The sequence below is a fragment of the Halosolutus sp. YCN4 genome, from assembly GCF_059736495.1.
The window spans coordinates 576,131-589,178 of sequence record NZ_JCASSM010000003.1 but is presented as its reverse complement, the minus strand read 5'-3'; the positions used below and the strand labels follow the sequence as shown (position 1 = coordinate 589,178).

General features: G+C 66.8%; 14 protein-coding genes. 5 read left to right on the top strand and 9 right to left on the bottom strand.

Going from position 1 to position 13,048, the window contains the following annotated elements:
* Nucleotides 1-345: 345 nt before the first annotated feature.
* From AC6I6X_RS13420 to AC6I6X_RS13410, 3 genes are all read right to left on the bottom strand, one after another.
* The gene (locus AC6I6X_RS13420) at nt 346-654 is read right to left on the bottom strand and encodes a transcription factor S (protein WP_497931027.1); all 309 of its coding nucleotides are present in this window, start codon (nt 652-654) and stop codon (nt 346-348) included.
* Nucleotides 655-732: 78 nt separating this feature from the next.
* A complete protein-coding gene (locus AC6I6X_RS13415; protein ID WP_497931026.1) occupies nt 733-1,947 on the bottom strand; it encodes an AI-2E family transporter in 1,215 nt (404 codons plus the stop codon).
* A 133-nt stretch (nt 1,948-2,080) separates the two neighbouring features.
* A complete protein-coding gene (locus tag AC6I6X_RS13410; protein ID WP_497931025.1) occupies nt 2,081-2,338 on the bottom strand; it encodes a DUF5789 family protein in 258 nt (85 codons plus the stop codon).
* A gap of 116 nt (nt 2,339-2,454) precedes the next feature.
* Between AC6I6X_RS13410 and AC6I6X_RS13405 the strand changes: the two genes are divergently transcribed.
* Both AC6I6X_RS13405 and AC6I6X_RS13400 read left to right on the top strand, forming a co-directional pair.
* Entirely contained in the window at nt 2,455-3,741 is a 1,287-nt protein-coding gene (locus AC6I6X_RS13405) for an MFS transporter (protein WP_497931024.1), read from the top strand.
* 84 nt (nt 3,742-3,825) lie between these two features.
* Nucleotides 3,826-4,329, top strand: coding sequence for a DUF5797 family protein (locus AC6I6X_RS13400; protein ID WP_497931023.1), 504 nt, complete (start codon nt 3,826-3,828; stop codon nt 4,327-4,329).
* A gap of 46 nt (nt 4,330-4,375) precedes the next feature.
* Here the strand turns inward: AC6I6X_RS13400 and AC6I6X_RS13395 are convergent, their stop codons facing one another.
* From AC6I6X_RS13395 to AC6I6X_RS13385, 3 genes are all read right to left on the bottom strand, one after another.
* Nucleotides 4,376-5,434, bottom strand: coding sequence for a DUF5787 family protein (locus tag AC6I6X_RS13395; RefSeq protein WP_497931022.1), 1,059 nt, complete (start codon nt 5,432-5,434; stop codon nt 4,376-4,378).
* Nucleotides 5,435-5,538: 104 nt separating this feature from the next.
* Nucleotides 5,539-6,228: a DUF4013 domain-containing protein gene (locus tag AC6I6X_RS13390; protein ID WP_497931021.1), complete on the bottom strand. Its 690-nt coding sequence runs from the start codon at nt 6,226-6,228 to the stop codon at nt 5,539-5,541.
* A 229-nt stretch (nt 6,229-6,457) separates the two neighbouring features.
* A complete protein-coding gene (locus AC6I6X_RS13385; protein WP_250140900.1) occupies nt 6,458-6,895 on the bottom strand; it encodes a bis(5'-nucleosyl)-tetraphosphatase in 438 nt (145 codons plus the stop codon).
* A 111-nt stretch (nt 6,896-7,006) separates the two neighbouring features.
* Here AC6I6X_RS13385 and AC6I6X_RS13380 point away from each other — a divergent pair, with 111 nt between their 5' ends.
* Both AC6I6X_RS13380 and AC6I6X_RS13375 read left to right on the top strand, forming a co-directional pair.
* Nucleotides 7,007-7,342, top strand: coding sequence for a 30S ribosomal protein S10 (locus tag AC6I6X_RS13380; RefSeq protein WP_497931020.1), 336 nt, complete (start codon nt 7,007-7,009; stop codon nt 7,340-7,342).
* Nucleotides 7,343-7,406: 64 nt separating this feature from the next.
* Nucleotides 7,407-8,681, top strand: coding sequence for an amidohydrolase (locus AC6I6X_RS13375; RefSeq protein WP_497931019.1), 1,275 nt, complete (start codon nt 7,407-7,409; stop codon nt 8,679-8,681).
* Nucleotides 8,682-8,707: 26 nt separating this feature from the next.
* On the opposite strand, the gene AC6I6X_RS13370 is transcribed toward AC6I6X_RS13375, so the two are convergent.
* Nucleotides 8,708-9,553, bottom strand: a complete 846-nt coding sequence (locus AC6I6X_RS13370) for a DUF4397 domain-containing protein (protein WP_497931018.1) — start codon at nt 9,551-9,553, stop codon at nt 8,708-8,710.
* Nucleotides 9,554-9,726: 173 nt separating this feature from the next.
* Nucleotides 9,727-11,130 (bottom strand): geranylgeranyl reductase family protein, encoded by a 1,404-nt coding sequence (locus AC6I6X_RS13365; protein WP_497931017.1) that lies wholly within the window; start codon nt 11,128-11,130, stop codon nt 9,727-9,729.
* Between the two features lie 262 nt (nt 11,131-11,392).
* On the opposite strand from AC6I6X_RS13365, the gene AC6I6X_RS13360 reads away from it, so the two are divergent.
* A complete protein-coding gene (locus AC6I6X_RS13360) occupies nt 11,393-11,728 on the top strand; it encodes a 2Fe-2S iron-sulfur cluster-binding protein (protein WP_497931016.1) in 336 nt (111 codons plus the stop codon).
* 99 nt (nt 11,729-11,827) lie between these two features.
* On the opposite strand, the gene AC6I6X_RS13355 is transcribed toward AC6I6X_RS13360, so the two are convergent.
* Nucleotides 11,828-13,003 (bottom strand): MBL fold metallo-hydrolase, encoded by a 1,176-nt coding sequence (locus tag AC6I6X_RS13355; RefSeq protein ID WP_497931015.1) that lies wholly within the window; start codon nt 13,001-13,003, stop codon nt 11,828-11,830.
* Between the last annotated feature and the right edge of the window lie 45 nt (nt 13,004-13,048).

The window sequence follows — 13,048 nt, the reverse complement described above, 5'->3', positions numbered from 1 at the left end:
CCGGTACTGACGGCCAGCAGCCCCGACAGTGGTTGCACCACCTCCCACCAGCCACCCTCGTCGTGCCGCCGGAGGTCGACGCTTGCACCCCCGTCACTTCCGGCGATCCACCCTTCCGGCGATCCACCCTTCCGGCGATCCACCCTTCCGGCGATCCACCTTCAGCGTTCGGCGGTTCGCGGTCTCGGGCCGATCGGCCGGTCCGATACCCCTCCGGACCGGCGAGTTCGATCCTGCACGTTCGTCGGCACGTCGGGTCGACTCATACGGTTTACTGTAAGTCAGTTCCGGCGCAACCGCGATCCGGGCGGCGGTTGCGCCGGTACATCGGTACAGCAATCCGTATCAGTTGTCGTCTTCGCGCCACTTGTGCTCGCACTCCGAACAGATGAAAAAGCGCGTCTCGGACTCGTCGGCCGAACGGATCTGTTGCATGTACCAGTAGGCCCGATCGTTCCCGCACTCGGGACAGTGGGCGTCGGTTTCGGGCAGCGACGTCTCCTCGGAGGACTCGATGATCTCGCTCGCCTCCTGGTCTTCCGTGATCGTGTACTCGGCGGCGTCGCCTTTCGGCTTCGTAAAGCCGCAACTCCCACACTCCCAGCTGCCGTCCTCCGCTTTCATCATCGAACCGCATTCGTCGCAGAATTCCATCGTTGTCCGGGCTACGTCGGTCGAGCGACTTAAGCGGCCCGTTTGGGTCGTCCGCGCGGGTCGATCGAAGTCGGGCAGTCACGTCGCCGGATCGCCCACCGAACCGACGTCGGTCCGGTCCGTTTCGGACCGGTCTTCCTCCCGCTGGTCGGCGACGCGATCGGCGAACTCGTCGAGCGTGTGCTCGGATCTGGCGCGGGGACCCTCGCGCTCCGGGTCGGTCAGGATCGGGAGGATCATCCGGACGAACGTCACGATGAACAGCATCAGGAACGGCCCGAGGAAGATGCCGGACCACCCGAACAGCGGCGGGCCGAACAGGTACGCGAACATCACCAGTCCGGTGTTGAGCAGGCGCCCGGAGAGGTACGGCCGGATGTACGTCCGGACGAGGTTGTCGAACGCGACGATCATGACCGCGAGGAACGCGAGCGGCACCCAGAGGAATCGCGGATCGACGGCGATCGCCTGGACGGAGAGGACGGCGGCGATCGCGGCGTAGACGATCGACCGCCCGACGAGCGGGACGAGGGTAAAGAGACCGGTGACGACGGCGAACAGCACGGCCGAGGGGATCGCGATCCCTGCCGGAGCGGCGAGGTTGAACGCCGCGTAGATGAGCGCCGAGAGGATGATGACCGCGAAGATCGTCATCGTGTACCCGAAGTAAATCGATCCGAGTCCCCGATCGACGGCCGACAGGTACGCCGACGCGAGGCTGTCCTCGCCGAACACGTTCGCTTCGAACCAGGCGGCGATGTCGCGATCGCTGATCAGCAGGAAGAACGCGATCAACAGCGAGATGAACGCGTTGAACAGCACCGCGCCGATCGCACCGAACACGCCGCCGACCGTTCCCAGCAGGTTCTGGACGGTCGGTTCCTGGATCAGCACGAGCGTCGTGTCGTACACCTCCGAGGGCGTGTTCGGGAGATCCGAGATCGGGATCGGTAACTGCGCGGCGATCCTGTCGACCGGCACGTTCGAGACCGCCGTCACGAGTTGTCCGAGGGCGACGAGCAGGAGTACCCCGACCAGCAGGACGATCGGGACGATGATCAGGAGCAAGGTTAGGGCCGCGACGAGCGTCGGCGAGTCGATGCGCCGTTCGAGTCGTCGGGTGATGGGCCGTGCGACGTAGTAGACGAACAGTCCGAAGACGAGCCACGGGAGGTACTGGGCGACGACGAGTCCCAGCACGGCCAGCAACGCGGCCCCCAGAAGCCACCAGCCGAGGGGTTCGCGCGCCGGCCCGACGCGGACGGTTCGAACCGGCGTCTCGGTTTCACTCATGGGTTGTGATACCACACTGAGAGTATTAACGAACGTGTCCGTTCGGGATGAATTACCGGAAATCGGGCGTTCAGATCGTCAAAACGCCCGAAACGCACTGCTCTCTCGTCCGGCCGCGATGCCGGATCCGGAGTTACCCCTCGCCCTCCGACTGGTACGGCTCGCCGACCGCCTCGCGGGGTAACACGTTGTTGAGTTCCGACTCGAGGTCGGCGGCCGACTCGAACCGATCGCTGGTGCTCTTGGCGACCAGGTCGCCCAGGTTCCGCTCCCCGTCGGCGAGCAAGAGCGTGACGTTAGCCAGTTCCCCCGCGGCCTCGTCGCAGGTGACGGGGTAGTCGAGCGGTTCCAGCGTCGATTTCATCTCACTGAGTTTGACCTCTTTCGCCATGCACTGCTTTACGCGAGCGATCGGCTTGTACCTCGCTCCCGCCAGTGCTGACTGTGCCCCGGGTCGACATTTCGATTCGAAACCGTGATCGGGATGGATCACGGAATGGTGACTCGATGCGAGGTTTCGCCAGTCGGATCGTCGCCGGATTCGCCGTCGATCGTCGAGTCCTCGCGCTGTCGTTCGCCCGGATGGCCGACGGGGTCGGCAACTCGTTTCTGATCATCGTGATCCCGCTGTACGTCGCGAGCGACGTCGTCAGCGGGGCGACGTTCGGCCTCGGCGAGTCGATGGTCATCGGCGTCATCCTCTCGATCTTCGGCTTTCTCAACAGTTCGTTCCAGCCCCTGACCGGCCGGTTCTCCGATCGCGTCGGGAAGCGCAAGGCGTTCATCCTCGTCGGGCTCGTTGGGCTCACGATCACCAATCTCGCCTACGTCGTCGCCGAGTCGTACGTCTCGTTGCTGGTCATCCGCGGGCTCCAGGGAATCAGCGTCGCGTTCATCATCCCCACCTCGGTCGCGCTGGTCAACGAACTCTCGACGACCGGCGCACGCGGCGGGAGCATGGGCGTCTACAACACCTTTCGGCTGGTCGGCTTCGGCGCCGGTCCCGTGGTGGCCGGCGCGGTCGTCAACGCCGGTCCGTACGCGATCGGCGGCCTCTCGATCGACGGCTTCGACGCGGCCTTCTACGTCGCCGCGATCACGGCCGCGCTGAGTTCCCTGCTGGTGACGGCGCTCATCACCGATCCCGACGCGACGCGGGCGAACGCGGGCGCGGACCTCTCGATCGACGTCTTCGATTCCTCGGGAACCCACCTGCTCGATCCCATCTTCACGCTCGGCGTCGCCTCGCTGTTCATGGCGACCGCGATCGCGCTGTTCGCGACGATCCAGCCGCAGGTCAACGCCCGCCTGGATCAGGGTTCGGGCTGGTTCGGCCTCCAGTTCGCGGCGTTCATCTTCGCCCAGGTCCTGCTCCAGACGCCGATCGGGCGCGCCTGTGACGTGTACGGGCGGCGACCGTTCGTCGTCGGCGGCATGGTCCTGCTGATCCCGACGACGCTCGTCCAGGGGCTCGTCTGGACCCCGGAGGCGATGTTCGTCGCGCGTCTCTTCCAGGGGATCGCGGGCGCGATGGTGTTCGCACCGGCCCTCGCGCTGGCCGGCGATCTCGCGGGCGAGGGCGAGTCCGGGTCGAAACTCTCGGTGCTGACGATGGCGTTCGGCTTCGGGATCGCGATCGGCCCGCTCTCCTCGGGCGCGCTGATCGGCGTCGCCTTCCTGGCTCCGTTCGCGTTCGGGTCCGTCCTCGCCGTCCTCGGCGCAATCATGGTCTACACGCAGATCGAGGAGACCCTCGAGACGACCGCACCGGTGCCGGTACTCGGGGACGACTGATCGGGTGCCCGACGGCGTCGTCCCGATCGCCCCACCGGCGCCGGGACGCAACGCAAAAGTACCGGATCCGCATACGCTTCGACGATGACGCTCTCGGAGGAGGCCAGGGATCGGCTGGCGGACGTGGTCGAACTGCAGCCGACGAAGAACGCGGAGCTACAGGAACGGTGGGGCATGGACAGCGGTAGCGAAGTACACGGCTACCTCGAGAACGAACTGGGCGACTACTACTTCCGCGACGACAACAGCCTGATCCGGGCGACCAGCGAGGCCGCGGACCTCGTCGACGTCGAACCAGGGATCGAGAGCGATCCCGAGGACGACGGGGTCCCCTCCCGGATCCGCGTCCCCGAACTCCACGCACGGATCGTCGCGGTACTGGCCGGCCCCGAGGAGGAGTCCGAAAGCGTCGTCTCGGTCCTGCACAAACTCCGGGACGAGTACGACGTCGATCCCGACGCCGAGGACGTCCGATCGGGCCTGCAGAGCCTCCGACGCAAGGGCGTCGTCGAGGTCGAGTACCGGACCGTCCCCACGTTCCGACTGACCGTCGAACGTGCGGACCTCGACGTCGACGTCTCCGACTAGCCGTCGAGAGAACTCGTTCTCCCCACCGTCTGCGGCCGTTTTCCGGCTACTGGCCCGGCCGCCGTCGCCGCCGTCGATCCTCTAGCAACTGCCGGCATCGAGTCCCCGGTCCGCCCTCGATCGGCCACCCGCGGGTTCGCCACGCGGGCGGTTCCGGTTCGAAGTCGGAGCAGGAACCGGCACACGCCGCGGCGGTCTGACAGCCCCCCTTCGCGCCGCAGTAGGGCACCAGCTGGTTCCCGGGCCGGGAGCGCAACTCGAAGTGCCGGCAGTCGGGACGCATCGTCTCGACGAACGATCGCCAGCCGCGCTCGTAGGCCCGTTCGGCGATCGCGAGCCGTTTCGCGGCCTTCGCGTCCGGATCGACGTACTCGAAGCGGGCGGCGGAGCCGTCCCGCCGGCCGCCCTCGGGCCGCTCTTCGATTCGCGTCCCCGGATCGTCGACGGCGAGCGATCGGGGATACCAGGCGACCGCGGCCGACAGCGTCTCCGGATCGAGCGCGAGGACGCCGGCCTCGACCGGGAGGTCCTCGAAGAGGATCGGCTCGACGCGCTCGTCCGTTCGCCGGGTCGCGACCCAGACTTCGTCTGCCAGCCCCATCGCGACGTCGTACTCGAGTTGGCTCCCGAGGACGCGGGCCGCGCTCCTGTCGAGGTCGGGCTTGTTCTCGATCGCGACGATTCGCTCGACCCAGTCGGGATAGGGCCACTTGCGGCGGATCTGGATTCGGTTTCCGTTCCGGCTGGTTTCGAGGATACCGCGATCGTCGGCGCGGTGGATCGCCTCGCGAACGTACCGCCACGGGTAGCCCGGGTGCGGGAGCGCGTCGCGGTAGTAGGCCCACTCGGCGGGCGCGTTCCGGACGACGTGGAGCAGGTCGCCGTCCAGCCGATCGGGGCCGAACCGGGCGCGGCGCTCGAGTCCGTCGGGGTCACACTCGAGGACGATCGTGTCCCACCGCCGCCGCTTCGTCCCGAGTTGCCGGGCGACGACGATCGGTCCCGGATCGCGTCGCTCCCCGATCGGCGGCCACGTTCGCTCGGCCCACCGGCAGGTGCGCAGTTCGAACGCGAACTCGCTGTCGGGAGGGGTGGGATCGGTCACGGTGCAATCGACGGCGTCCGGTAGGTGATCGACGACAAAGGTCGCTGCGGTTCGATCGACATACGCCCCGCAAAACGAGTATTGAGGGTCGCTCCGATCGGGAGTCAGACGCCGACGGGCTGCCCAGCACCGTGCGTGCCGGCACCGCCGTTGCTCTTCGCGAACGCGAGGCCGAACATCCGGAAGATCGTGATGTACGCGTAGAACGAGACGAACGGCACCAGCACGATGCCGATGATGGTGATGCCGAGGATGACCCCGACGATATTCAGCGCAACCCCGACGACGAACGGCATCAGGATCGCGACCACGTAGTCGCTGCTGAGCAAGACGGGCTTGAGCGCGTCGAAGTCGAACGCCGCCCCGATCGTCCCCTCGCTGGCGAAGTTGGCCAGCGCGGCCGGCACGAGGTAGTAGATCACGAACATGAGCGGGACGATCAGCAGCATCGTCAGGAGGCCGATTCCGGCGAGGAGTCCACCGCCGTCACCGCCCATGGCACCGCCCGCACCGATCAACCCGAAGACGACGAACAGGTACACTGCGGTCGGGATCACCGAGTAGACGAAAGCGATAATCGTCGCTTTCACCCCGTCGACGAAGAGGTCACCCCACTCGTCGAACTCCGGCGGCTCGGAAGAGCCACTGATCGTCCGTTCGAGGACCCGTACGTAGTACCCCATGACGAAGAACGCCGGGAGCAACACCACCGAGAGCGCCGTCAGAACGCCGCCGATGAGAATTCGTCCGATCCAGTCGTCGCGCAGTGGGTATGAGAGACTGTCTTCTAGCATATTCTTATAGTTCAATGATCGTATATTCATCGTCCGCTGGTAAATGCTTCGGCTGTCCGGCCGATCGAGTCACGGGATTCCCGCCGGAGCGAGCGACAGTGGTGTGCCGATCGGGACCAATCGCATTCGACATCCGTCGGTACCGAAGCGGTTCTCCGGACGTGGTCGGGACGCCTACGGCGTCACGGTCTGTGGGTCGAGACCGACGAGACGACCCCGCTGGTCGGGCTCAGACCTCGTTTTCCTCCTCGAGTTCGTCGAGGAACTCGTGGGCGTCCTCCAGAATTTCCCGTGGTCCGTCCTGCGTGACGGTGTTGACCGCCTGTTCGTAGTCGCGCCACTGGAGGTCGCGATGTTCGTTCGACAGTTCCGCGCTGGCCTCGAAGGACTTCGCGACAAAGAGGTGAACGGTTTTGTGGATCGTTTTCCCGTTCGCCTCGAAGACGTAGTCGTAGTCCTTGCGAAAGCCGTCGAGTAGCCGGAACTGTTCGATACCTGCCTCTTCCTTTACTTCGCGGATCGCCGTCTGTTGTAGCTCTTCATCTCCTTCGACACCGCCCTTGGGAAACTCCCAGTCACCTGGGCGGCTCTTGAGTAGAAGATACTCGCGCCGGCCCCGCGTATCGCGGAAGAGGATCGCGCCTGCGCTCGTAGCTTCGACTGCCATTACCCAAAATAACGGGTGCGCCGTTAAGAGAATATCGGACTGTTCGTCCAGCGGAGACGTATCTCAGCAGGTTTTTACCCGCTGGCCGTAGACGTTCCCACAGCACCAGCCATGACCTTCGTCACCCGTCTCACGCTCCAGAGCGGCGATAGAGCCGCCCTCGATGCGATCGTCGACGACATCAAATCGACGGCCGAACGCAAGGGGGCCGCGCTGAAAGGGCCCCACTCGCATCCGCCGGAGAAACTCTCGGTTCCCCAGCACGCTCGGCTCCACGGCGACGACGATCGGCGGTTCTCCTCGTGGGACTACACGGTCTTCACGCGGGAGCTCGAGATCCACGGCCACGACAACCTCGCGCGAAACATCGCCGAACAGGAGTTCCCCGACTCGGTCCACATCGAGGCCGAGGTCGAACAGATCCACGGCGTCGGCCGCGGAAACTGAACGCGCGGGACGGCCCGGTTCCGGTGCCGATACTTATTGGTGGACCGCCGATCTCTCTCCGGGTGTGACCGACTCCGATCTCGTAACCCTTCGTCGTGACCTGCATCGCAAACCGGAACCCGCCTGGCGCGAGTTCTACACGACCGCCCGGATCGTCGAGGAACTCGAGTCGCGCGTCGATCTGGACGCCCTCCACGTCGGCCCGGACGCGATCGTCGCCGACCAGCGGATGGGCGTCCCCGACGCCGCGGAACTGGCCGCCTGGCACGATCGGGCCCGCGAGGCGGGTGCCGATCCGGACCTGCTGGCCGACCTGGAAGGCGGCCACACGGGCGCCGTCGCGGTCGTAGAGTGCGGCGAGGGACCGACGGTCGGCCTCCGGGTCGACATCGACGGCCTCCCGCGCCCCGAGAGCGACGACCCCGACCACGCCCCCGCCGCGGCGGGCTTTCGCTCGGAACACGAGGGAGCGATGCACGCCTGCGGACACGACGCCCACGCGACGATCGGGATCGGCGTCCTCGAGCGGATCGCCGAGAGCGACTTCGCGGGGACGCTGAAGGTGTTCTTCCAACCGGCCGAGGAGGTCATCGGCGGCGGCAAGTCGATGGCCAAAAGCGAGCACCTCGCGGACGTCGACTACCTGCTGGCGCTCCACATCGGCCTCGATCACCCCACCGGCGAGATCGTCGCCGGAATCGACGGCTTCCTCGCCGTGCGCCACCTCGACGCGACGATCACGGGCGGGTCGGCCCACGCGGGCGGCCACCCCGAACAGGGACGCAACGCCGTCCAGGCGATGGCGACCGCGGTCCAGAACCTCTACGGGATCCCCCGGCACAACGACGGCGCGACGCGGGTCAACGCGGGCGTCGTCGAGGCCGGCAGCGCGTCGAACGTCATCCCCGAAGAAGCGTACGTGCAGATCGAGGTCCGCGGCGAGACGACCGACCTGATGGAGTACATGACCGAGAACGCCGAGCGCGTCCTCCGATCCGCCGCCGAGATGCACGAGTGTGACGTCGAAACCGAGATCGGTGCGGAGGCCCCGAGCGCGACGAGCGACGAGGAACTGGTATCGATCGTCGCCGGCGCGGCCGGACGCGTGGACGGCGTCGAGACCGTCCTCGAACGCGATCGACTCGGCGGGAGCGAGGACGCGACCTACCTGATGCGGGAGGTCCAGCAAAACGGCGGCCTGGCCTGCTACGTCGGCGTCGGCACCGACCATCCCGGCGGCCACCACACCGCGACGTTCGACGTCGACGAGGACAGCATCGGCTACGGGATCGAGACGATCGCCGGTGCGATCGAACGGATCGCTCGCGATCGGCCGTAACGTCGGGGCCGCAGCGGTCGGTCCAACTATTCGTCGCCGTCCCCGTCGCCGTGGGCGTCCGAAACGACTTCGAGATCGAACGCCTCGTCGGCGGGTGCCGCTCCGGGTTCGAGGTAGCCGACGGCGAACGCGGAGTAGACGCCGCCGGCCTCCGTGGCGACGTCGAACGTGGCGACGACGTCGCCGTCGTTGCCGTCGGTCGCGGGTCGTACTTCGAGGGTGTACTCGCCGGCTTCGACCTCCACCGTGGCGGCGTCGCCGAAGGCGGCGTCCTCGAACAGGACCGTCTCGCCGTCGCCGACCGTGACGTCGACCGCGGGCGCGTCGGGGGACGCGTGGACGAGTCGGACGCGAGCCATCTCGCCCGGGTCGCTCGGGTCGTCCTCGAACACGGCGACCTCGAACGGCTGGTTCTCCTCGGCGAGTTCGCCGATCGCGGCGACCGTGACCGCGCCCGACGTCACCTCGAGGTCCTCGTCGAAGACGACGGTGTCGGCGTCGCCCGCAGCCGTGATCATCACGCCGTACGTGCCGGGGTCGAGTTCGAGGTAGTCGCTGACCGTACGGAACGGAACGTCCTCGAGTACCGCATCGCCGTCGACGTAGACGTCGACGTTCGGCGCGTCGGGCGAGAGATGTGCGACGCGGACGTGGGCAGCGTCGTCCGTCTCGTCTCCGTCGTCCATCTCGTCGTCCGAACCGTCGTCCATCTCGTCGTCTGCATCGTCGTTCGTGTCGTCATCCGTGCCGTCGTCCGTATCGCCGCTCATTTCGTCGTCGCCGTCGTCGCCGCCGAGACAGCCAGCTACGAGCGCGATACCGGTTCCGCCAGCGATCGACAGGACACGACGCCTGGAATGCTTGTGGGGCATCGTCAGCATTTTGGACAGTAACTCAAATGTGAGATGCCCCTAACAGAGAAGGGGTTCTTCAATCACATCCGACAGGTTGCCCGGAACCCCGCGGCTGGGGCCGGCGTTCCGCGGGTCCGATCGGTCCATCGGACGGGTGTGGGTATGCGAGAGCGCGGCGAGAACGGTCGCCGTCAGTACTTCGGATCGGCCCCGGTCGTCTCGTAGACCGATTCCATCAGGTCGTCGCGGCGGCGCTGCCAGTTCTCGAGTGCGCCCGGGTGGGAGGGGTAGTTCCCGTAGTGGGCCAGCAGTTCGTCGGCGCGGCGTTTCGTCCGGTAGAGGTTCCAGATCGTCCCCCAGTGGCCGCGGCTCTTGAGCAGGGCCTCGAGTTTGAGTTTCAGACCGATGTTCGTACTTCCCGAGTAGAGCGCCTCGGCGAGTTTGTCGCCGGGCATCGCGGCGAGCAGTCCCATCAGGTCGTCGACGTCGACGGCCGTCGAGAGGATGTTGTAGACGTCGAGTGCGGCGTAGCGGCCCCCGAAGTGGTCCATCACGCGCTCGTTGTACTCCCAGAACGCGGCTTCGCTGTAGTCGTCGGTCTCGAGGGCCTCGATCGCCGCCTCGGCGGCGTAGGTAGCGGCGTAGGCGGCCCCGGCGATGCCACCGCCGGTGGTCGGGTTGACGTGTCCGGCGGCGTCCCCGATGGCCATGTAGCCGGGGTGGACCGCGGAGTCGTACGGCCGGCGGGTGGGCAGTGCGGCCCCGAGTTTGTCTTCGACCTCCGCGCCGGCGAACTCCGGCCGGTTCTGGAGGTCACGCTTCAGGTCGTCGACGAGTTCCATCGGTTCCTCGGTCATCTGGAAGCCGAGTCCGGCGTTGATCTCCGTCTCGGTGCGCGGGAAGTACCAGAGGTAGCCCGCGGCGCGCTCGGTCGGCTTGAACACCAGCGCGTCCGACCATTCGACCGGTTCGTCGACGTGGACGATCTCGCGGTAGGCCGAACAGAAGTGCGTGTAGTTGACGTTCGTATCGAACGTCGAGTTTGAGAAGTCGACGTTGTCCTGGAGCACCGACAGCGACCCGGCCGCGTCGATCACGACGTCCGCCTCGTACGTGTGGGGCGTGCCTTTGCGAATCGCCTCGACGCCGGTCACCCGGCCGTCGTCGGCCTGTGTCACGTTCTGAACGACAGTGTCGTACTGGAACGTTGCACCGGCGTCGCCCGCGCCTTCGATGATCCGCCGGCCGTACTCCCAGCGATCGATGACCGCCAGTTCGCCGGGGACCGGAATCTCGAGGACGGTGTCCTCCTGTGGGATCTCGAAGCGCCCGTGGTCGACGTCCGTGTTGGTGAACGCGGGTTCGAGCTGCGACTTCGGGATCGCCTCGGGGAAGGCGTCGGCCCCTTTCAGCGCATCGCCGCAGGCGATGTGGCCCGCTTCCGACTCGGATTTGCGCTCGAGGACGACGACGTCGTATCCCTCGCGTGCGATCGCGGCTGCAGCGTAACATCCCGCAGTCCCGGCCCCCACCACGACGACGTCGGGCGAGTGTCGTTCGGGAGTGGCGGTGGCGGACTGCTCCTGCGTACTCATACCAGCAGTGTGCACACCGCGGTAAGAAAACGTTTTATGTGCGATTCGCCCCGATCCGATCGGAGAAAGCCCGCGGTAACGGCCCGAAACGGATCGATCGGCGCCTGACTCGTCCGTGCGGTTCTGTTCGAGGCCGTGCAGTTCCGGTCGAGGCGTCCGGTGGGACGCGCCCGTGGTCGAAACCACAGCCGCAAGTACTGTTGGATCGAGTGCAACAAAAATCTAATAAAGAGTTTTGGTGGGGTCTTTCGTAGCGACCGGTATGACAGAGTACACGGTCGAGTTCGTCGGGACCGGCGAATCGATCACGTGCACGGACAAGGAGACCATCCTGAGCCGGTGTCTCGAGGAGGGGATCGCCCAGGAGTACTCCTGCCGGGTCGGCATGTGTCTGGCCTGTTCCGCCGAAATCGTCGAAGGAGAGGTCGTCCAGCCCGCCGCTCGCGGCCTCACGGAGGCGGAGGCCGAGAACTACGCGCTCACCTGCATGGCACGCCCGCAGTCGGACCTGAAACTCGATCGCGGAAAGTACCCGCCGAGCATCGAGGCTGACCTCGAAGCCGACGGGCCGACCGACGCGGCCGCGGCGGACGACTGATACGGATTGCTGTACCAATGTACCGGCGCAACCGCCGCCCGGATCGCGGTTGCGCCGGAACTGACTTACAGGAAACCGTATGACGCCGCGATCGCCCGATCAGCCGGCGACCGCACAGTTGTTCGGACCTAGTTCGAGTTCGAACGCCGTCTCCGCGTCGACGGTCTCGCGTCCGAGGTTCACCGCGACGATACGCTCGTGGTTGGCCGGTCGCGGCGGGAGATCGCTCGTGGCGTGGGCGACGAAGTCTTCCTCGACCGCCGAGAGCGCGTCGATCCGATCGCGCAGGTCCCCGAGTCGGGCGGCGAACGTCCCGTCCGCGTGCGCTTCGGCGGCGTCGCCGTAGTGGCCCGGCGCGATCGTCGTCCCGTCCGGCAGAGACAGAATCTCGGTCTGGAGAGTCTCGTACAACTGCCGGGCGGCAGCGGCCGCACCGTCGTCGCCGCGCTCCAGGTCCGGCCGCCCGACCCCTCCGAGAAACAGCGTATCGCCGGTGAACAGGACGTCCGCCAGACGGACGGAGCACGATTCGGTCGTGTGACCGGGCGTCGCCACGGCGGTCAGCGTGACGTCGCCGACGCGGAGTTCGTCTCCGTCCGCGACGGTCCTGGCGTCGAACGCGAGGCCGCGATCGCGAGCAGCCGCCGGGACGACTGCCGTCGCACCGGCCTGGGATTCGAGGGTGCGCACGCCGCTGACGTGATCCGCGTGGACGTGCGTGTCGATCGCGTAGCGCAGGTCTGCGCCCCGGTCCGCGAGGTCCTCGACGTACCGATCGGCGAACGCGCGGAGCGGGTCGATCACCGCGGCCTCGCCGTCGCTTTCGATCGCGTAGGCGAGACAGCCGCTGGAGGGGCGGTCGTACTGCAGGATCGTCGCGGGCGCGTCGACGTCGAGTTCGCGGGCGACGTACAGGTCGGCCCAGGCGTCCATTCCGCCGGCGAGATTGCGCGCGTCGACGTCGGCCGCCCGGAGGAGCGACACGGCGTGGGCGCTCGCCTCCCCGTGGCCACAGACCGCGACGATCGGATCCCCGAGGTCGGCCACGAGGCCGGTCACGTTCCCCGTCGCTTCGGCCTGGACGAACCGGACGTGCGGAACCTGGACGGCCTCGACTCCCTCGCCGTCGACGTGCCAGCGCTCGAACTCGTCGCGGTCGCGGACGTCGAGGACGGTCAGGTCGTCGCCCGCTCGCAACCGCTCGGCCAGCGTGTCGGGAGCGATCGAGGAGGGGTCGTCGATCGATCGTTCGTCGGCCGCGCTCCGATCGGTCATACCGGCCGGTACGCGTCCCCGGCAGTTAACGTCGCGGCCGACGCT

Excerpts from the sequence above, each read along its gene's own strand:
- AC6I6X_RS13405 (WP_497931024.1), top strand. The coding sequence starts at position 2,455 with ATGCGAGGTTTCGCCAGTCGGATCGTCGCCGGATTCGCCGTCGATCGT.
- AC6I6X_RS13415 (WP_497931026.1), bottom strand. The coding sequence starts at position 1,947 with ATGAGTGAAACCGAGACGCCGGTTCGAACCGTCCGCGTCGGGCCGGCG.
- AC6I6X_RS13355 (WP_497931015.1), bottom strand. The coding sequence starts at position 13,003 with ATGACCGATCGGAGCGCGGCCGACGAACGATCGATCGACGACCCCTCC.
- AC6I6X_RS13390 (WP_497931021.1), bottom strand. The coding sequence starts at position 6,228 with ATGCTAGAAGACAGTCTCTCATACCCACTGCGCGACGACTGGATCGGA.
- AC6I6X_RS13380 (WP_497931020.1), top strand. The coding sequence starts at position 7,007 with ATGACCTTCGTCACCCGTCTCACGCTCCAGAGCGGCGATAGAGCCGCC.
- AC6I6X_RS13385 (WP_250140900.1), bottom strand. The coding sequence starts at position 6,895 with ATGGCAGTCGAAGCTACGAGCGCAGGCGCGATCCTCTTCCGCGATACG.
- AC6I6X_RS13420 (WP_497931027.1), bottom strand. The coding sequence starts at position 654 with ATGGAATTCTGCGACGAATGCGGTTCGATGATGAAAGCGGAGGACGGC.
- AC6I6X_RS13360 (WP_497931016.1), top strand. The coding sequence starts at position 11,393 with ATGACAGAGTACACGGTCGAGTTCGTCGGGACCGGCGAATCGATCACG.
- AC6I6X_RS13410 (WP_497931025.1), bottom strand. The coding sequence starts at position 2,338 with ATGGCGAAAGAGGTCAAACTCAGTGAGATGAAATCGACGCTGGAACCG.
- AC6I6X_RS13400 (WP_497931023.1), top strand. The coding sequence starts at position 3,826 with ATGACGCTCTCGGAGGAGGCCAGGGATCGGCTGGCGGACGTGGTCGAA.
- AC6I6X_RS13365 (WP_497931017.1), bottom strand. The coding sequence starts at position 11,130 with ATGAGTACGCAGGAGCAGTCCGCCACCGCCACTCCCGAACGACACTCG.
- AC6I6X_RS13370 (WP_497931018.1), bottom strand. The coding sequence starts at position 9,553 with ATGCCCCACAAGCATTCCAGGCGTCGTGTCCTGTCGATCGCTGGCGGA.